Annotated in this window: 23 protein-coding genes; all 23 read right to left on the reverse strand. The window is 38.0% G+C overall.

Annotation, left to right across the window (positions count from 1 at the left end; translation table 11 throughout):
- Positions 1-4 precede the first annotated feature (4 nt).
- Positions 5-1,159, reverse strand: a complete 1,155-nt coding sequence (locus ACIQLB_RS03585) for a protein-glutamate methylesterase/protein-glutamine glutaminase (RefSeq protein ID WP_400720981.1) — start codon at positions 1,157-1,159, stop codon at positions 5-7.
- Positions 1,160-2,035, reverse strand: a complete 876-nt coding sequence (locus ACIQLB_RS03590) for a MinD/ParA family protein (protein WP_400720984.1) — start codon at positions 2,033-2,035, stop codon at positions 1,160-1,162.
- Entirely contained in the window at positions 2,032-3,228 is a 1,197-nt protein-coding gene (gene flhF / locus ACIQLB_RS03595) for a flagellar biosynthesis GTPase FlhF (RefSeq protein ID WP_400720987.1), read from the reverse strand. Before flhF ends, ACIQLB_RS03590 begins: the two co-directional genes overlap by 4 nt.
- Entirely contained in the window at positions 3,225-5,258 is a 2,034-nt protein-coding gene (gene flhA / locus ACIQLB_RS03600; protein WP_400720989.1) for a flagellar biosynthesis protein FlhA, read from the reverse strand. The genes flhF and flhA overlap by 4 nt, the downstream gene beginning before the upstream one ends.
- A gap of 23 nt (positions 5,259-5,281) precedes the next feature.
- Positions 5,282-6,370 (reverse strand): flagellar biosynthesis protein FlhB, encoded by a 1,089-nt coding sequence (flhB, locus tag ACIQLB_RS03605; protein ID WP_400720992.1) that lies wholly within the window; start codon positions 6,368-6,370, stop codon positions 5,282-5,284.
- 1 nt (position 6,371) lies between these two features.
- Positions 6,372-7,148, reverse strand: coding sequence for a flagellar biosynthetic protein FliR (gene fliR, locus ACIQLB_RS03610; RefSeq protein WP_400720995.1), 777 nt, complete (start codon positions 7,146-7,148; stop codon positions 6,372-6,374).
- 4 nt (positions 7,149-7,152) lie between these two features.
- Positions 7,153-7,422 carry a flagellar biosynthesis protein FliQ gene (gene fliQ / locus ACIQLB_RS03615; protein WP_400720997.1) on the reverse strand — a complete coding sequence of 90 codons (270 nt, stop codon included), beginning with the start codon at positions 7,420-7,422 and terminating at the stop codon, positions 7,153-7,155.
- A 13-nt stretch (positions 7,423-7,435) separates the two neighbouring features.
- Positions 7,436-8,101, reverse strand: coding sequence for a flagellar type III secretion system pore protein FliP (gene fliP, locus ACIQLB_RS03620; RefSeq protein ID WP_400721000.1), 666 nt, complete (start codon positions 8,099-8,101; stop codon positions 7,436-7,438).
- Complete coding sequence (locus tag ACIQLB_RS03625) at positions 8,098-8,769, reverse strand: flagellar biosynthetic protein FliO (protein WP_400721003.1); 672 nt, start codon at positions 8,767-8,769, stop codon at positions 8,098-8,100. The genes fliP and ACIQLB_RS03625 overlap by 4 nt, the downstream gene beginning before the upstream one ends.
- Before the next feature lie 4 nt (positions 8,770-8,773).
- Positions 8,774-9,136, reverse strand: coding sequence for a response regulator (locus tag ACIQLB_RS03630; RefSeq protein ID WP_400721006.1), 363 nt, complete (start codon positions 9,134-9,136; stop codon positions 8,774-8,776).
- A gap of 21 nt (positions 9,137-9,157) precedes the next feature.
- On the reverse strand, positions 9,158-10,396 hold the full coding sequence (fliY, locus tag ACIQLB_RS03635; protein WP_400721009.1) for a flagellar motor switch phosphatase FliY: 1,239 nt from the start codon (positions 10,394-10,396) through the stop codon (positions 9,158-9,160).
- Positions 10,389-11,384 (reverse strand): flagellar motor switch protein FliM, encoded by a 996-nt coding sequence (gene fliM, locus ACIQLB_RS03640; RefSeq protein ID WP_400721012.1) that lies wholly within the window; start codon positions 11,382-11,384, stop codon positions 10,389-10,391. Before fliM ends, fliY begins: the two co-directional genes overlap by 8 nt.
- Positions 11,385-11,415: 31 nt before the next feature.
- Positions 11,416-11,847 (reverse strand): flagellar basal body-associated protein FliL, encoded by a 432-nt coding sequence (gene fliL, locus ACIQLB_RS03645; protein ID WP_400721014.1) that lies wholly within the window; start codon positions 11,845-11,847, stop codon positions 11,416-11,418.
- The gene (locus ACIQLB_RS03650; RefSeq protein WP_049668748.1) at positions 11,837-12,058 is read right to left on the reverse strand and encodes a flagellar FlbD family protein; all 222 of its coding nucleotides are present in this window, start codon (positions 12,056-12,058) and stop codon (positions 11,837-11,839) included. The genes fliL and ACIQLB_RS03650 overlap by 11 nt, the downstream gene beginning before the upstream one ends.
- A gap of 169 nt (positions 12,059-12,227) precedes the next feature.
- Complete coding sequence (flgG, locus tag ACIQLB_RS03655; protein WP_400721019.1) at positions 12,228-13,196, reverse strand: flagellar basal body rod protein FlgG; 969 nt, start codon at positions 13,194-13,196, stop codon at positions 12,228-12,230.
- A gap of 78 nt (positions 13,197-13,274) precedes the next feature.
- On the reverse strand, positions 13,275-13,646 hold the full coding sequence (locus ACIQLB_RS03660; RefSeq protein WP_400721022.1) for a TIGR02530 family flagellar biosynthesis protein: 372 nt from the start codon (positions 13,644-13,646) through the stop codon (positions 13,275-13,277).
- Between the two features lie 15 nt (positions 13,647-13,661).
- A complete protein-coding gene (gene flgD, locus ACIQLB_RS03665; RefSeq protein ID WP_400721025.1) occupies positions 13,662-14,357 on the reverse strand; it encodes a flagellar hook assembly protein FlgD in 696 nt (231 codons plus the stop codon).
- 2 nt (positions 14,358-14,359) lie between these two features.
- Positions 14,360-15,640 carry a flagellar hook-length control protein FliK gene (locus tag ACIQLB_RS03670; protein ID WP_400721028.1) on the reverse strand — a complete coding sequence of 427 codons (1,281 nt, stop codon included), beginning with the start codon at positions 15,638-15,640 and terminating at the stop codon, positions 14,360-14,362.
- 26 nt (positions 15,641-15,666) lie between these two features.
- On the reverse strand, positions 15,667-16,275 hold the full coding sequence (locus tag ACIQLB_RS03675; protein WP_400721031.1) for a MotE family protein: 609 nt from the start codon (positions 16,273-16,275) through the stop codon (positions 15,667-15,669).
- 4 nt (positions 16,276-16,279) lie between these two features.
- Positions 16,280-16,729 carry a flagellar export protein FliJ gene (gene fliJ / locus ACIQLB_RS03680; protein ID WP_400721034.1) on the reverse strand — a complete coding sequence of 150 codons (450 nt, stop codon included), beginning with the start codon at positions 16,727-16,729 and terminating at the stop codon, positions 16,280-16,282.
- A gap of 1 nt (position 16,730) precedes the next feature.
- The gene (gene fliI, locus ACIQLB_RS03685; RefSeq protein ID WP_400721037.1) at positions 16,731-18,056 is read right to left on the reverse strand and encodes a flagellar protein export ATPase FliI; all 1,326 of its coding nucleotides are present in this window, start codon (positions 18,054-18,056) and stop codon (positions 16,731-16,733) included.
- Between the two features lie 5 nt (positions 18,057-18,061).
- A complete protein-coding gene (gene fliH, locus ACIQLB_RS03690) occupies positions 18,062-18,850 on the reverse strand; it encodes a flagellar assembly protein FliH (RefSeq protein ID WP_400721040.1) in 789 nt (262 codons plus the stop codon).
- A complete protein-coding gene (gene fliG / locus ACIQLB_RS03695) occupies positions 18,843-19,856 on the reverse strand; it encodes a flagellar motor switch protein FliG (RefSeq protein ID WP_053594207.1) in 1,014 nt (337 codons plus the stop codon). Before fliG ends, fliH begins: the two co-directional genes overlap by 8 nt.
- Between the last annotated feature and the right edge of the window lie 12 nt (positions 19,857-19,868).

The raw sequence follows: 19,868 nt of genomic DNA on the forward strand, positions 1-19,868 counted from the left end.
CCCTTTAAGGCAAATATTTCATTATTGTTTGTGCAATATCATCTACATCTGCTACTTCATCGACAAGTTGCGTTTCCACTGCCGCTTTCGGCATACCATACACTATGCAAGTTTCAGCTGACTCAGCGATTGCAATCACATTTCCAGTACTTTTTAGTGCTTTTAGTCCGTTAGAGCCGTCATGGCCCATACCTGTCATAATAACTGCCACTTTATCAAAATCTGTAAATTGGCTCACATCTTCAAACATCACATCTACAGAAGGGCGATGTCCAAATCTAGGTGGTTCATTATTATCAAGGACTATGCCAAAGGAGGTACCTACTTTTCTAAGTTTTAAATGATACCCACCAGGTGCAATATACGCCACTCCGTTTTGGAGAATATCTCCTTGCTCAGCTTCCTTTACCGCAATCTCACTCAATTGATCCAGACGAGTAGCAAGAGATTTTGTAAATCCTGCTGGCATATGCTGGACAATTAAAATTGGTGCTTGAATTGATTTTGGGATTTTTGTAATTACTTCTTGTAATGCTCTAGGTCCGCCAGTGGAAGTACCTATCAGTACAATTTTCCGACCTACTTTACTCCATTCCACATGTGGCTTTGATAGTTCTGCCCTTGTCGGAAAAACATTGACTGGAGGAGCCACTCTGCCTTCACTAAGTGATTCTCTTCTAATGGTACTCGCTTTTAATGTCTGTTCTTGTTGTCTTTTACTACCAGAAGGTTTCTTTAATTTTGAAATAGGTACCAATGATGCTTGTTCAACCTTGTGGACAAGTTCGGTTTGGATTTTATGTAAATCAAGAGAAATCGTTCCACTAGGCTTCGCGACAAAATCTACTGCCCCAAATTCAATTGCTGATAAGGCATTTTCTGCTCCTCGTTGAGTAGTACTAGAGAGCATAACAACAGGTACTGGACATATCGTCATAATTTCTTTTAGAGCATCAAGCCCATTCATTTCAGGCATCTCAATATCCATTGTCACAACTGTTGGCTGCAATGATTGAATCTTTTTTATCGCATCTTTCCCATTTCGTGCTGTTCCAACTACTTCAACCTTCGAGTTGCCAACAAAAAAGTCACTAATTAGCTTTCTCATAAAAGCAGAATCATCAACAACTAATAGCTTGCTTTTATGTAAAAAGTCCAATTAATCACGTCCTTTCGAAAAAATACTTCTTAATTTAGTTAAGAATTTACCCGCTGACTGATCATGTGCATGAACTTCCTCCGCACGGTGTTCCATAAAACGCGCCACTATAAGTTGAAGTGTCTTTGTAATAAGTGCGTCTGGATAGGCAAGTGAAAAAGGTACTTGCTCACGCACAGCCTTACGCACAACAGAATCTTCAGGTAATGAGCCTAATATCGTAACCTCTTTGTCCAAAAAACGTTTCATCGTACGCTTTAGGCGTTCATTGGTTTCCAGTCCTTCTTCTTTACTATAAGCACGGTTACAGAGTATATAAAACTGCTTGTCCGGATCTCGCATATGAATGTATTTCATCATTGAATATGCATCTGTTATAGAAGTTGGCTCAGCTGTTGATAAAACAATGATTTCTTCTATTGAGGCTAGTAAATCTAATGACCAGCTAGTAGCCCCTGCTCCCATATCAAATAAGATGTAATCAAAGTTTTTTTGAAGCTGCTCAAATGCAAGAATGAGTCGTTCAAACAGTTCCTGTGACCATTCTAAGACGCCCGACATACCAGAACCACCTGAAATATACTGTAAATCGTAAGGACCTTCAAATATTACCTCATCTAGTAACTTATTTCCTTCCAAGTAATCTTTTAAACTATAAGAAACATTTTTTCCAATTAAAATATTGATATTGCCCATACCAATATCCATATCAACGATGACAACTTTTTTCCCTTTATTGGCCAATGTAGTTGCAAAATTCATAGTGAAGTTACTTTTACCAACCCCACCTTTGCCGCTTACAACCGCAATTGCCCTACCTAATTCGCCCTGCTGCCCCAACATTTTCAAGCGTAATGTTTCAGCTTGGTCTCTCATTTTTCTTCACCTTGAAAAAATAAATTTAGTACTGCTTCTAGATCAGCTTCTTCAATATCTTCTGGTACTTCTTGACCATTCGTGTAGTAAGCAAGTCCTTTATTATATTTAATCATTAAATTAATCATTGTGCCAATAGAATTTGTTTCATCAATCTTTGTAAAAATGAATTTTTCAACTGGTAATTGCTTAAATTGCTCTACTATGTTTGCCATGTCCTTTTCTTTCGTTGTCATAGCAAGTACTAAGAAGGACTCTGCTTGATCATCAAACTTTATGAGACGCTGTAAATCGTCTACATATTTTACCTCTTTATAATTGCGGCCTGCTGTATCTATAAACACTAAATCTAAATGGGCCAATCGGTGGATTGCTTGTTCAAAATCTGTTGCATTATAGGCAATTTCGACAGGAGCTTGTAACAGTCCAGCATACGTCTTTAATTGCTCAATTGCGGCAATACGGTAAGTATCTGTCGTGATAAATCCTATTTTTTTCTTTTTTTCTAAAACTGCTCTAGCTGCCATTTTAGCAATGGTCGTAGTCTTTCCGACACCTGTTGGACCTAAAACATTAATATATTTTTTTTCATAGGATAAGCCCCTGACTGGGAGATTCTCTAGTTCTTTGCGCAATAAATTTTTCGTAATCATCTTACATTGAGAAAAATTGATTTCTGACGCTTCTTTGAAATGAGTAAAAAGCTCATCACCAATCGTTGTGATGAGCTCCTCACTTAGCTCCTGCTGTCTTAAGTATTCAATGAAGGGTAAGAGTTCATCGGGATATTGATCTTGGATAGTCTTCTTATGCATGGAATGCATTAAAGATTTTAAATCTGCAATTTCCTTCCTCAAATCTTCAGAAATGCCAGTTTCCTCATGTAAGGGCACATCATTCTGTGGCTGTACTGGGTGTACTTTAGCTTGCACAGCATTCGTAATCTCTTGTAACCTTACATTTTCTTTTTTAGGTGTTGTTATAGGTAAAACTGCAGGTGTTGGAGCCGCATTACTTGGCTCCATTGAATCAATCCCTGCAACAACCTCAAAACTTTTCTTTTTAATGATTCCAAAAAACTTTTTTGTAATCACTACTTTTGAATTCAAAATGACAGCGTCCTCACCTAATTCAGCACGCACAAGCTTCATCGCTTCTGGTATGGAGGATGCATAATATTTTTTCATTTTCATTCAACATTCACCACCCCAACACTTTGAATTTCAACTGTAGCATCAAGTTCATTGTATGATAGAACTGGAATTTGCGGGAAATAACGCTCCGTTAGTTGACGTAAATACATACGAACTGCTGGAGAGCATAAGATAATAGCAGATTGCTCCATAAAGGAAACGCGTTCTACTTCTGCAGCAATAGTCTCCAAGACAGTTTGAGAATCTTGTGGATCCATCGCTAAGTAATTTCCGTGATCAGTTTGTTGAATACTATCAGCAATCATTTTCTCTACTTTACCCGAAACAGTTATGACCTTTAATGATGTGCTATCCCCTACGTATTGAGAAGTAATCTGACGTGCCAATGATTGACGGACATACTCAGTTAATATATCGGTATCGCTCGTTAACTTTGCATAGTCTGCTAGCGTCTCGAAAATAATTGGTAAGTTTCGGACTGAAACATTTTCTCGTAGAAGTTTACCCAGTACTTTTTGAATTTCCCCAGTCGATAACGGTGTAGGCGTCAATTCTTCGACTAAAATTGGATGCGTTTCACGTAAATGATCAATTAACTGCTTCGTCTCTTGACGACCGAGTAATTCATAAGCATTTGCACGAATCATTTCCGTTAAGTGAGTCGACACAACGCTCGGTGGGTCAACAACTGTGTAACCGAACATTTCGGCATCCTCTTTAACTTGCTCAGTAATCCATTTTGCAGGTAGGCCAAATGACGGTTCAACCGTGTCAATTCCTTCGATGGAATCATCATCTCCTGGACTCATTGCTAAATAATGATCAAGCAGAAGTTCACCACGCGCCATTTCATTACCCTTTATTTTAATTCGGTATTCATTTGGTTGTAATTGAATATTATCGCGAATACGGACAACCGGAATGACAATCCCTAATTCTAATGCTAACTGTCGACGTATCATAATGACTCGATCTAATAAATCGCCACCTTGAGCAGCATCTACTAACGGTATTAAACCATAGCCAAATTCAAACTCGATTGGGTCCACATTTAATAAATTCACAACGTTTTCAGGGCTCTTCATGCCGTCAGTTGCCACTTCTTCCTCAATTTCAAGTAATTCTTCTTCATCCTCTGGTTTTTTATGATCCATCATATAAGCACCAGCAATTAGTGAACCACCAATTGGAATTGTTATCCAGAGAGGTATAGGTGTGAAAAATCCAAGTAAAAGTATTGTTCCACCAGCTACATAAAGCAGTTTCGCTTGAGCAAAAAGCTGTCCTGTAATATCTTCACCAAGACTACCTTTAGAGGATGCACGTGTTACAACAATCCCTGTCGCTGTAGATATCAATAGTGCAGGAATTTGCGATACAATACCATCCCCAACCGTTAACTTAGAAAAACGATTTGCTGCATCTGCAAATGGAAGACCCATCTGCACAACACCGATGATGATACCAAATAATAAGTTGATAATAACCATGACCATTGAGGCAATGGCATCCCCTTTTACGAATTTTGTGGCACCATCCATCGCTCCGTAGAAGTCCGCTTCACCCGCTACTTTATCGCGTCGTTCACGTGCTTCCCGTTCAGAAATAACTCCTGCATTTAAGTCAGCATCAATACTCATTTGTTTACCCGGCATCGCATCAAGTGTAAAACGTGCTGCTACTTCTGCTACACGCTCCGCTCCTTTTGTAATAACGATAAACTGAATTAACACAAGAATTAAGAATACAACTAAACCTACTAGTACATTCCCACCGACTACAAAGTCACCAAACGTTTCAACAACAGCACCAGCATCACCTTTAGCTAAAATGGCACGTGTTGTAGAAACGCTCAGTCCGAGTCGGAACAAAGTTAACAATAAAATAACTGAGGGGAAAATAGAAAAGTCTAACGCTTCCTTCATACTCATTGCTGTTAACAGTACTATTAATCCTAATGTAATATTAATGACGATTAAGAAACTTAACATCCACGGAGGAAGAGGGATGATGAGCATCGCAACGATTAAAATAACCGCACCTAAAACCCCTATATCGCGAACTTTCATTTGTGTCCCTCCTACAAAAAGCTTTAAATTTTCCGCTTAATTCGATAAACATAAGCAAGCACTTCTGCTATTGCTTTGAAAAACTCTTCTGGTACTTGATCGCCGATTTCTACTTGATCGTACATTGCTCGTGCTAATGGCCTGTTTTCAACCATAATCACATCATGTTCTTTTGCAATCAGTTTAATTTTTTGAGCGATAAAGTCCGTACCCTTAGCAACGATGCGTGGGGCATCCATATTTTCCTCATCATATTTGAGGGCAATCGCATAGTGAGTTGGGTTTGTTATGACAACATCGGCGTTTGGAATCTCTGACATCATTCGACGCATCGCCATTTCGCGTTGGCGTTGCTTGATTTTCGATTTTATCAGCGGATCGCCCTCACTATTTTTATATTCATCTTTAATATCTTGCTTAGACATTTTAAGATTTTTTTCGTAATCATGTTTTTGATACATCCAGTCTAAAAGGGATACACAAAGTAGGACGAGAGAAGCAGCAATCCCCATGATACCAACAAGCTTACCCACTGTAATAAGAGTTATCCATGGGCTTTTAAAGGATAACGCCAAAACTTCTGGTAAATTCGTCCAAACTATAATTGTCGTAACGCCACCGATGAAGCCAATCTTTAATACTGACTTTAGAAGCTCTATAATGGCTTTAACAGAAAATATTTTTTTCAACCCTTTAATCGGGTCCATTTTTTTTAAATCAAACTTCATCGGCTCTAATGTAAATAGAAAACCGAATTGTAGAAAGTTCCCTGCCAATGCTCCAACAAATGCAATTCCCATAATTGGAACAATAACAAAAGCCATTTGCGCTAATGTTTCTGTAAATAGGCGCATCACACTATCAATTGTTAGCGATTCTACGCGTATGTTATGAATAAAAGTTTGCCTAAAAAAAGCTAAAAGATCGTCTCGCAGTGAACCTGCAAAGAAGTATAAAAAGATAAATACCATGAGCATGACAATCGCACTGGAAATATCTTGACTTTTGACAACCTGACCTTTTTTTCGAGCATCTTGTCGTTTTTTGGGCGTCGCCTTTTCCGTTTTTTCTCCCGCAAAATACTGTAAATCTAAATCCAGCAGTAGCAACATTTTATCCACCACCTAAAATAGCCATAAAGTCACGCATAGCATAAATCATAATGGTAATTAGCTTTTGTATCACTTGAACCATTACAGCCATCATTGTGAATAACACTAGAAAACTAACTCCAATTTTAATAGGAAAACCAACTACAAAAATATTTAATTGTGGTACAGTTTTCGCTGTGATTCCTAGCGCCAAATCGACTAAAAATAAAGTTGCTACAACAGGAGCAGCCATTTGAAAGGCAATCGCAAAAACAGCCGTAAATGTTGTCATGATAAACTCTATATAATTGTCATTTGCGAAATTAGGAAATCCTTGATTTATCGGTAAGAATTGATAACTATAATAAATTCCATCGAGAATCATATGATGTCCATTTATAGCTAGTAGAAAGAGTATTGCTAGCGTATTAAAAAATTGTCCTATCAATGGACTTTGTGCACCTGTTTGCGGGTCAATAATATTGGCAATGGCAAAACCCATTTGAAAATCTATAAAGCTTCCGGCAATTTGAATTGCCGACATGATGATATAGCCTACTAGACCGAGTAACAGTCCAATGAGCGCTTCTTTCATCACTAAAAGTATGTAATCACCATTAAATACAAATGGTTCGACGTCAATTGTATAATACATCATCCAAGCTAAAACTAATGCGAGAGTTATTTTAACTTGTGGCGGAATCGTTCTGTACGAGAAAAAAGGCACAGTGACAAAAAATGCCGATACGCGCACAAGTACTAATAAGAAAACAGTAAAATGCGGGATTAATTCATTCATCTACTCACCCTATATAACGCGTTAAATTCTCAAAAATGTCTCTCGCATAGCTAGTCACTTGTGATAACATCCAAGGACCGAAAAAAATGATAGCCGCTAATACAGCGATGATTTTTGGAACGAATGCTAATGTTTGCTCTTGAATCGATGTTGTTGCCTGAAAAATACTTACCGCTAAACCAGTGATTAAAGCAACTAATAGTAGCGGACCGCTTGTTAGAAGGATAATCATAATGGCACGCTCTGCAATTGAAATAACCAATTCACCTGTCATACTGTATCATCCCCTAAAAACTTTGTAGTAATGATTTCATCACTAGATACCAACCATCCACGAGTACAAATAATAAAATCTTAAACGGCAATGAAATCATAACCGGTGGTAACATCATCATCCCCATCGACATTAGAGTACTTGCGACAATCATGTCGATTACTAGGAATGGAATAAAAATCATAAAGCCAATTTGAAACGCTGTTTTAAGCTCACTCAATGCGTAAGCAGGTACTAGCATTGTAAGAGGAATTTCTTCTACAGATGCTGGCTTATCTGCCTTATTATACTTTAAAAATAAATCAAGATCCTTTTGCCTTGTATGCTTACTCATAAACTCTTTAAACGGCACACTGGCACGATCATACGCTTCTTCAATTCCGATTTTCTCAGAAAATAATGGCTGCAATGCCTCTTTATTGACCTCTTGAAATGTTGGAGCCATGATAAAGAAAGTTAAAAACAAGGCAAGACCTACAATGACCTGGTTTGGTGGCATTTGCTGTGTAGCCAACGCAGTACGAACAAACGATAGCACTATAACAATACGCGTAAACGATGTCATCAAAATTAAAATACTTGGTGCTAGTGATAGAACTGTTAACAACAAGAGAAGCTTAACAGCGCTAGAGACATTAGTAGGATCGCTGTTGGAAAAAACACTGAATACATCATTCATTTATCATCATTCTCCTTTTGCTTCCATTTCCCCAGTTCTTCACTGCGCTCCTGTTTAATTTCGGAAATCTTTTTTTCAAATAGCTCACCAAAAGAGCCTTGTTTTTGCTGTGCTGGTGAACTCTCATTATTTTTTCTCTTAAACTTAGAAAATACTTCTGCAATATACGGTGATGTTGTTGCAAGTTCTTGTCGTTCATTATAAAGTGCTAAAAGCGCTGCAACTTCCTCAGGATCAGTAATTTCACGTAATAGTTGGACATCCTCACCGATCCCCACTAAATAAAGTGTTTTACCTACTTGTAATAGTTGTACTGACTTTTGAGCACCTAACGATAAACCGCCTAAATTTTGTACTAATTGATTACGTTGAAAGTTTAAATTTCTCTTATTTAAAAACTTCATTAACCCATAAAATAAAGCTACAACAAAAATAAGCGCCAAAACCATTTTTATGTATTCCCACGCAGATATGTCTCCAGCCGCTTGTATATCTGAATCTTTCTTAGCAGCTGGAGTACTATCTTCTTTGCAATCTCCTTTGATGCAGTCGTTTACATAATTTGTGTTAGATTCTGCATACACAGGAGTCGTTGTAGGGTACAAAAACAGGAAGGATACAAGAAATGCGAAAATCATCGTTTGACGAAATGATTTTAACATTTTCATTCGATCATCCTAGAGCTTTTTGAATCGCTTCAATTACACGATCAGCTTGGAAAGGTTTAACAATAAAGTCTTTCGCACCAGCTTGAATTGCATCGATTACCATTGCTTGTTGTCCCATTGCTGAACACATGATTACAGTTGCATTTGGATGTGAACTCTTAATTGCTTTAAGAGCAGCAATACCGTCCATTTCTGGCATTGTAATATCCATTGTTACTAAATCTGGCTTTAATTCATTGTACTTTTCAACAGCCTGTAAACCATCAGCTGCTTCTCCAACAACTTCAAACCCATTTTTCGATAAAATATCCTTGATCATCATGCGCATGAATGCAGCATCGTCTACAATCAAAATTCTTTTAGACATGGTTAACTCCTCCAATTGAAACTATCTTAAATTATTTAAACGCTCTGCTTGACTTAAAACATCTGTAATACGGACACCGAAGTTTTCATCAATAACAACGACTTCACCCTTAGCGATTAAACGGCTATTAACTAAAATATCAACTGGTTCACCAGCTAATTTATCTAATTCAATAATCGAACCACTAGATAGTTCTAATATCTCTTTTACAGAACGCTTTGTACGTCCTAACTCTACAGTAACTTGCAATGGAATATCAAGTAGCATATTTAAATTTCTAGCTTCAGATTGCGAGATAACATTTGGATCAAAACTAGCAAACTGTGCTTGTTGAACATTGACCGGTTGAATAGGTCTTGTTGCTTGTGGAATCTGTTGTTGCTCTTGATACATTGGTTGCTGCACAGGTGCTGCCTGCTGTTGATATACTGGCTGCACAGGCGGTGGTGTTACAGGTGCTTGTGGTTGCATAGACGCCTGTGGTTGTACAGGCGTCGGTGCTACTGGCGCTTCAGGTGCTATTGTTGCAGCCACAGGTTCCTCGATTGATTCCGTTTCTCCTAATAGAGATTTTACAATGTTTTGGCTAAATTTCAGCGGTAATAATTGCATTAGATTCGAATCAATTAAATTACCAATTTTCAATCTGAAGGATACTTTTACGAGTAAATCATCTTCAGGAATATTTTCTCGTCCTTCATTTTGAGAAATATTCATTAAATCAATAGTAGGTGGAGAAATATCCACTTTTTTATTAAATACTGTCGACATTGAAGTGGCTGCAGAACCCATCATTTGATTCATAGCTTCTTGAACAGCACTTAGTTGAATTTCACCTAAGTCTGGTTTCGGATTTAAGCCATCTCCACCTAACATTAAATCAGCAATAATCGCTGCATCGGATTGCTTAATAACAAGTAAATTCATACCTGTTAACCCGATTGTATATTCAACCTGTACGGCTACATAAGGATGAGGAAATTCCTCTTCTAATTTATTACGGTTAATCATTGAAATACTTGGGGTAGTAATATCTACTTTTTGACCTAATAACGCTGAAAGGGCTGTGGCAGAGCTACCAAATGATATATTTCCTACCTCACCTAACGCATCTTGCGCAAACGAATCAAGGTAATCCTCTACTTTTAAATCATTAATATCCTCTTTTGTTGAAGCTTCAGTGTCGCTGTTTTTATCTTCCAGCGTCTCGCCCCTTAATAACGCTTCAATTTCTTCTTGGGAGAGCATTTCATCACTCATCTTCGTCTCCTCCTTTCAAAGGGTCGATAATCTGGATTGCTAATTTTTTGCCTTGCTTTCCTGGTTGAACTGTAAATTTCGGTAATGTTCCAACTTTTAATAGTAGTGGATCCTCAATTTTCTGTTCTAATTGAATGACATCCCCAACTTGCATTGTGAGGAAATCCTCAATGGTAATGTCTGTAATACCTAGTTCAACAGAAACCGGTAGTTTTGCTTGTTTCACACGTGTTTCAAGCATTTTTGTTTGCTCTGGAGACATCTCTTTTGTATTTGTCTGCATCCAGTAGCGAACAGAAAGATTTGGAACAATTGGCTCCAATACAACATGCGGAATACAAATATTAATCATACCGCTTGTCTCACCGATGATCGTGTTTAAGGAAATAACGACAACCGTTTCATTTGGTGAAATCATTTGTAAAAATTGAGGGTTGACCTCAAGCTCTACTAAAATTGGATCAATTTCCGCAACATTTTCCCACGCCTCGCGTAAATTGTCGAATGAACGTTCAAAAAGGTTTGTCATAATTTTAGTTTCAATTTCTGTTAAGTTATCTACATTACTATGACTCGCCCCACTACCGCCCATTAAACGATCTAACATCGAGTAGGCAATGTTCGGATTTATTTCCATCAATATATTACCATCTAATGGCGGCACTTCAAACACATTAATGAGTGTCATATTCGGAATCGAACGTACAAACTCTTCAAATGGTATTTGGTCTACTGATGCAACAGTAATCTGCACATAGCTTCTCAGCTGTGCAGAAAAGAAGGTTGTCAGTAATCGTGCAAAATTTTCATGTATTCGGGTCAAACTTCGGATTTGATCTTTTGAGAAACGTAGTGCTCGTTTAAAGTCATATACTTTAACCTTGCGCCCCTCGTCCTCTTTTTTTATGTCGTCTGCTGACATTTCCCCGGTTGATATTGCGGAAAGCAGCGCATCTATCTCGGATTGAGATAACACATCTCCTGCCATTTGCCCACCTCCATTTCAAGCAGTTTCTGTTTTATTGGGTAGTGATGAAGGAGGTAAAATAAACTTCCTGAACTTCTCCCTCTTGCATCAATTCATTAATTTTTGTTTTTAATGATTTTTGGAAAATTTGTTTCCCTTGCTTACCTTCTAAATCTTTTTGCTCCATTTCGGAAAGCTCTTCAATAACAATATTTTTCACTTGGAAATCACGCTTCGTTAATTCTGCAGCAGCATCTTTACTTGATGTTTGAATTTTTAACGAAAAGCGTACAATTTTGTTATCAGCTAGATTTGTTGTAATTTCCGGAATTTCAACAGAAGCTTCAACGATTTCATCAATGGTTGGTTCAAGAGATTTTGCCGGCTTATTAAATTGAGTAAACAACACAAAGCAAATACCCCCGATAAGTATGATTGCTACTAGTACGATGATAATCATCGTTAACATTTTGTTATTCTTCATCTTCTTCACCTCGTAGATGCGGGTTTGATAGTATTTGTATATTTTTATAAAAGGCTGTTACCTTTTGTCGCACCTCATCTTCACTTTGTAAAACAATGATTTTGGTTCCAGTCGTTAATGTAATGGTCGTATCTGGAAAAGATTCGACCGTTTCTATGTATAAAGCATTCAATGTAAATGCTTTGCCATTTAAACGTGTTAGTTCAATCATTGAAATAGGGCCGGGTCTAGCACGAGAGCCGGCCCGACCCTCCCTCATATGAAATTATGTTTTTGCAATCTGAACACTAGCCTCACTAGGATGATGTCCCAGTAATATATGCGTTTATGAAGCATTTTTAAATATTCTTAGCGACAGAACTAAAAATAATTCATTTAATCTAGCGTTTTAAGTTTACTAACTCTTGAAGAATTTCATCTGAAGTTGTAATTATACGCGTATTCGATTGGAAACCACGTTGTGCAACAATCATTTCTGTAAATTCTTCTGAAAGGTCTACGTTAGACATTTCTACAGCACCCGCAACAACTTGGCCCATACCTGCTACAGTAGCTACTTGTGCATATGCTACACCTGAGTTTGTAGTTTGTTGATAATAATTGCCCCCTGTTTTAGCAAGGCCACCAGCGTTCGGGAATTTAGCCATTACCAACTGTCCAGCCCACTGTAGATCACCATTTAAATCTTGATAAGTAATAGTACCATCAGGTCCAATATTTATCTCTTTAGCTGTTGTCGGGATGCGAATAGGTCCTACAGTACCATCATCAGGTGTTAATACTCCTTCATCATCAAATAAATTAGCACCTTCATCACCAGATGCATTTGGTGCATCATCCGGTAAAATACCTGTATCATCCTTCTCGGTAACAATATCACTACCAGCCGTTACACCAACTAAATATTTTCCATCTGCATTAACTAAGTAGCCATTGTTGTCCATGTAGAAAATACCATTACGTGTAAATAACGTGTTATTGAAACCTTCTTCATCAATAAAGCCAGTATCTGCGTCTGGAGCGCCATTAGCATTTGCTACCATAAAGAAACCATCGCCTTCAATAGCTAAATCTAGTCCACGTCCTGTACCCTGTAAGGATCCACCACCGTGGATAGTATCGATAGCAGCTAATTGTGAACCTAAACCTACTTGTTTTGGGTTGACACCTCCACGCGTTGCAGTAGATCCAGCTGCGCCTGCTGTTGTTTGAGACATTAAATCTTTAAAATTAACACGTCCTTTTTTAAAACCAACTGTATTAACGTTAGCAATATTATTACCAATAACGTCTAACTTTGTTTGGAAGTTTTTAAGACCTGAAATACCTGAATACATAGAACGTAACATAATGTCGTTCTCCCTTCATTTATATTGTGTGCATCTATCAATCAGCACACCCTAGGCTTCCTTTCAAAGGTCCAGCCCTTATAGCACGATTGTGCCATCAATATTTGTAAATATTTGCTGCTTTGCTTCCGTGCGGTCCATCGCTGTAATGACAGTTGCGTTTTTAGCACTGACAATTAAAGCTGCTTGTTCCATCAAGACTAATGGTTGTTTGACACCTTTTGAGTGCGCTTCAAATACCTTGTCCGATACAGCCTGCCATTCTTGTTCAGAAATCGCTATATTACGCTCGATAATACGTTCATGCGCATGCTTGCTCACTTTTAACTCTTGTTGATTGGTAGCTTCTTGTAAATGAGCTTTAAACGATTGCTGTGCGTTTATTGGCTTAGGTTGTGCCTGGCGAATAGATGGATGCAATGGTACACGATGAATTGAAAACTTATCCATCCTTCTTCACCACCTTTATTCGCTGATTACGGTAAATTCTTTATCTGTTAATTTTTTGTCATTGTCTAAGACATAATGCGTTACGCCATCTTTAGTTGTTACAGAAACGATACGTCCTTTTAGTTCTTGCTCGCCTTCCATATACGTAACATTTTTACCAATTAGTTTGCTTGCTTGTACAAGTGGAGATTCTGTTACTCCATTATCACTTGAACCTCCTAAAATAGCTGAGATATTACCAGGAGTTAATTCCTTACCATCAGTTAGTACAAACACCGCATCACCGTCGACAAACTTCACCGATTTAATTGTGCCTGTTCCTTCATTAATAACAGGTTTGCCTTTTTCATCTAGCTTATCTGTTAACTCATGCCATTTTACTTCCTTACCAACAAATGATGTATAATTCATAAGCTGTGTTTGCTTTTGTGAAGCAAGTAATGATTCCATCGCTTTTGTCATATTTTGCATTTGCTCTAAAGAAGAGAATTGTGCCATTTGAGAAATGAATTCTCGATCGTCCATTGGATTTGTTGGATCTTGGTGTTGTAATTGAGTAATTAATAATTTTAAGAAAGCATCCTTTCCTAGATCACTATTACCCGTCTGCTTCGTTGGCTTCTTATAATTGGAAAAATAAAGTTCATCCGTTACATTTGTATTTACTGGTTTTGTATTTACTGGTTTTGTATTCGTAATTGCATCTGCCATCCTTACACCTCCTCATTAATTAAATAGTCACTAAACGATTTACCTTCATCGTCATCGTCGCTTTTTTGCTCCTGCTCATCTTCCTGTTGTTGCTTAAAGAAATTATTGAAGAAGCTTTGATCGCGTTGTTGGCGATCAGCGTCTTGCAATGATTGAGCAATATCAAGACGATCAACTTGAATATTTTGCTGAACAAAGGCTTGCTTTAATTGATGTGCCTGACTATCAAGTAATTCACGTCCCTGAGCTGTTGAAGCTAGTAGACGGGCTGTGAGGACACCGTCATTTTGCACAAGCTCGATACGTATTGTTCCTAGATTCTCCGGATACAATTTCAATGTTAAGCGTGTAATACCTTGTGCATTAGAAATTTGGGCTCTATTGATGATTGCTTGCATCTCTTTTAAAAATGCCTCAGACTGTGCTGGTTTTGCCGCTGGCAGTGTTACTTGGAACGTGTCTGCTTTTGTTTGGACTGTATTAGGAGTCACTATTTCATTAGCACTTGTATCTGTCTGTTTTGTAACTTGGACTTGTTGGACTACTTTCTGAAAGCCTTGTAACGGAAGTGTCATTGTTGTTTTAGTTGTTACTTGCTGTTCAGATTGAATTGTCTCTACTTGTGTTTGCATCGTTGTCAAAAGACTCTTTATGTTAGTTAGCAATTTTTCTTGTGAAGCTGTTAAGTCCGTCTTTTGTCCAACTAGCTGTGCTAACTTTAACACTTGAAGCAATGGCGCTACTTCTTTCGGTGTCACTTGTCCTTCACCCTGTAAAGCTGCTACGATCTGAGTTTGAAGCATCGGTGCTTGAGCATCTACTAGTGCTAAAAGCTCCCATACATCTCTTGCTTCTTTATCCTCCCCTAGCAACTGTTGTACTAACTTTTGAAGTTGCTCGGTATCAATCCCTAATGCATCCATTAGGTTATCAAGATTTAACATTTCATCCATAGCAACAGCTTTGCCTTCATCACCAATTTGCAGCATTAACAAGCCATCGTCGTGTGGAATACCCAGTAAGTCTAGTACGTCTTCTATAGAATCAGCATTTAAAACTGCCGCCATATCAGAGGTATCTTTTGTATCTGTTGACTGTGTAGGCTGCTGCATTTGATTTGAAGAAGAAATAATTTGTCCAAAAACAGACCCAAACGTTGCTAAATTCTCTTTGTTCGACGATCCATTTGCTTTAACATTGGAATCGCCTTGTGTTGCAGGTTTTGTAGCCGCTGTTTTAGTTGGTATCGCCTTAGACATCATTTGCATCATCGCCACATCCATCCTGTTTCACCTCCTTTCAGATTTTCTTATTGCTTAGCCATCATTTCTGTATATTTCGCAGCATCTTGTGGACTCATTTTTTCGAGAATCGCTGCTAATTTATCTGGTTTTAAGTTTGTTAAAATACGGAGTGCTTCAGTATCGCTCATTTTAATAAGAACTGGCGCTGCTGCTTTAGGGGACATCTTATCAAATGTTTTTAGAATATCAGTAAAGTCACGCTTTACGTCACTTTGCTCCCTATTTAATTTTTCAATTTCAAATTTCAGCTGTTCATTTTCTGTTGTTAACTTTTCTTTTTCAGTTGTTGCCGTATCCATTTTCTTTTGCAGCTGAGCGATTTCCGCATCTTTTTCTTGTACTTCAGCTTGTAAATTTACAACCTTCGAATCATTATTAACTACAGCATCTTTTGCTTGTTGTTCTTCTGAAGGAACGAATGGTAAGCTTTGAACTGCCTTCTTCCCTAAATCAAAGACATTCGTATTCATAAGGGTTGCAACAACAAGTAGAACTGCCGCTACAAACATGATAGGTATTACAAACCACGTAAAAAACTTACGAAAGCCTCCTGATTTACGTTTAGGCGGTTGTTCTACTAATTCTGTTTTAAGTCGATTGTCTGTTTTTGCCATGAAATCACCTGATTTCTCTCTTGTTATACGTAAGCAATGAAATCTCATCTAAAAAAATGCTTTCGATACGATCCTGCTCTTGCTGAAATTCCTTAAAATCTTTTTCTCGCATTTTTTCAAATTTACGTACTTCCAAGTTTTTTTCTAATAATTTTTCTTCGTGCCAATTCATTTTTGCACGAGCTTGAACAACTTTCTGCTGTACATCAACAATTGTTTTTTCGAGGCTATCAATAAATCGTGCATAGTGATGAACCTCCTCTATTGATGAACCTACAGCTAAACGCTCCTGCTGAAACTCTATTAAATCTTCTTTCTTTTTTAACAAATCAAATAGCTTAGTTGCTACCTCTTCAAAAGAACGTACAGATTCTTTATAGGCAATTTCAGTTTCATTTTTTTCCTGTTCTCGAATGGTTAACACTTTTTCAAAACGATATATATAGCTGACCATCCTAGTTTCCACCACCGTTCGATAATGAAATTAACTCATTCATACTTTCCACAAGGGTCACTTTATCTAAATAGCCCTGCTTTAAATATGCGGTAATGAGAGGTTCATAGTAAATTGCTTCATCAATTTCTTTTGATGTACCTTTCTTATAAGCACCAATATTAATTAGATCCTCTGACTTGTCATATGTATAATAGAGCTCCCTTAACCGTTCTGCAGCCTTTTTGTGCTCCGGCTCTGCCACATGATTCATTAAACGGCTGACGCTTTTTAATACATTAATAGCTGGATATTGACCTTTATTGGCAAGGTTACGATCAAGGACTATATGACCATCTAAAATCCCTCGCACAGTATCTGCAATTGGCTCATTCATATCATCACCATCTACTAATACTGTATAAAAGGCAGTAATAGAGCCTTTCTCATTAGTACCTGTGCGTTCTAATAGTTTAGGTAAAATCGCAAATACAGATGGTGTGTATCCTTTTTGAGCTGGTGGTTCACCTGTTGCAAGACCGATTTCACGCTGTGCCATAGCAACACGGGTCACAGAGTCCATCATCAACATGACATTTAAGCCGCGGTTTCTAAAATATTCGGCAATTGCTGTTGCAGTAAAGGCTCCTTTAATTCGCATTAATGCAGGCTGATCAGAAGTGGCAGCAACAACTATAGATCGACTTAAACCCTCTGATCCTAAATCACGCTCTATAAACTCACGAACCTCACGACCACGCTCTCCAATTAGCGCGATTACGTTTAAATCCGCTTGGGTATTTCGCGCAATCATACCGAGCAATGTACTTTTCCCGACCCCAGAACCAGCGAAAATACCAACACGTTGTCCATTACCAACTGTTAACATGCCATCAATCGCTTTAACACCTACTTCAAGTCTTTCATTAATAGGTGGGCGTGTTAGCGGATTCGGTGGGTCCTGCTCAGTCGGAACTGTCAATAATCCTTTCGGTAATACAGTTCCATCTATTGGATTTCCCATGGAATCAAGTACTTTACCGATTAGCTCGGGACCTACTTTTACCTCAAGTGGTGCCCCTGTACCTTCGACTAGGCAGCCAATTGATATTTCTCGAAGAGAGGTAAAAGGCATTAAGACAACAATTTCATCTTTGAAGCCTACAACCTCTGCTAAGATGATTTGATGACCGTTTTTAGAAGTTTCTACATGAATTTTACAAACGTCACCAATAGAACTATCTGGACCTTGCGACTCAATCATCAAGCCGACAACTCTAGTTACTCTACCAAATTTTTTAAAGGTTGGTATTTGAGGAATTTGTTCGATTAATTGAGCCGTTTTCATCTAGATCATTCCTTACTTTCTAATATTTCATATAGCTTCAATCTTAGTTCGTTTAATTGCTCATCAATACTTACAACAATACGGCCATGATTTGTTTCAATATAGCAATCTGTTTCATTTTCTAAATCTTCATTTACAAAAATCATAAATGGTACGTCAGTTGGGAACATTTCAGCTAGTTCATCTCGATTGGCAGTAATTAATGCATAGTAGATCGGTGAAACGTAGATTTTTATTTCTTTCATTTCTCTCGCTTCTTTAAGTCCTCTACGAACGATTGAAACAAATAATTCATTGTCTCGCTCTAAAGATGCATCAATAATTCGCTCTGCAGCGGTTAAGCCTAGCTCTAAAATAATCGATTCTTGATCTTCAATATATTTTCGAGCATTCTCCCCCGCATGAATAATTATTTCATTGGCCGTTTGGAGAGATTGTGCCATCGCTACATTAGCTTTGTTTGTACCATCCTCATAGCCTTGACCAAATCCTTCATCATACGCTTCTTGCACTCGATTAGGTCGTTCTTCTTCCCAACCTTGCTTTAAATGTTCTATTTCCTGAAAGAACATTTGCTTCTCATGTTCATAAGCCTCACGTTCAGCCTGTATAGTAGCTCTAGCCTCTGCAAGTAAACGTTCGCGCTCTTCTAACACTTCTTCGATAGTAATTTGTTTTTGAGGTGGAACTTCTCCGTTTTCTACCTCTTGCATCTCAAACATGTCACGAATTTGAATCTTTTTGACATGATCGCCATTGGACTGTGTATATACAGAACGGATGATTCTAGACAATGACGTCATCTCCTCCACCACGTGCAATAATAATCTCACCTGCATCCTCTAAGCGACGAATAACCGCAACAATTCGAGATTGCGCTTCCTCTACATCACGCAGACGTACAGGTCCCATAATTTCCATTTCTTCCTTAAATGTCTCAGCCATACGTTGTGACATATTGCGGAAAATAATATCTTTTACTTCTTCGCTTGAAACTTTCATTGAAAGCAGTAAGTCTTCATTTTCACAATCACGAATAACACGTTGAATCGAGCGGTTGTCGAGCGTAACAATATCCTCGAATACAAACATACGTTTTTTGATTTCTTCTGCAAGCTCTGGATCTTGAATTTCGAGTGCATCGAGAATCGTTTTTTCCGTTTGTCGGTCTACACCATTTAACACTTCAACAACTGCATCAATGCCACCCGTTTCTGTGTAATCCTGTGTCACAGTTGATGATAATTTACGCTCTAAAACAGATTCAATTTCACTAATAACTTCTGGTGAAGTTGATTCCATTACAGCTATACGTTTAGCAATATCAGCCTGTACTTCTTGTGGCAATGAAGATAAAATAACGCCCGCTTGCCCTGCCTCTAAATAAGATAGAATAAGGGCAATTGTTTGTGGATGTTCATTTTGAATAAAGTTAAAAATTTGTGCTGGATCAGCTCTACGTGCAAAGTCAAAGGGACGCACTTGTAAAGAAGATGTTAGACGATTAATAATTGTTTGCGCCTGTTCTACACCAAGTGCTTTCTCCAATACTGTCTTCGCGTAACCAATACCACCCTGTGTAATATAATCTTGCGCAAGTGCAATATTGTGGAATTCTTCAATAATTTCCTCTTTAACATTTGCTTCTACTTTTTTAACGCTTGAAATCTCTAATGTTAAACGTTCAATTTCCTCTTCTGTTAAATGTTTATAGACAGAAGCTGAAACCTCAGGCCCTAATGAAATTAACAAGAGAGCGGCCTTTTGTTTTCCGGTTAATTCTTTATCTTTCTTGGACACAGTCGAACCTCC

Origin of the sequence: Lysinibacillus sp. NPDC092081 (assembly GCF_044755845.1) — a bacterium.
Classification (GTDB): domain Bacteria; phylum Bacillota; class Bacilli; order Bacillales_A; family Planococcaceae; genus Lysinibacillus.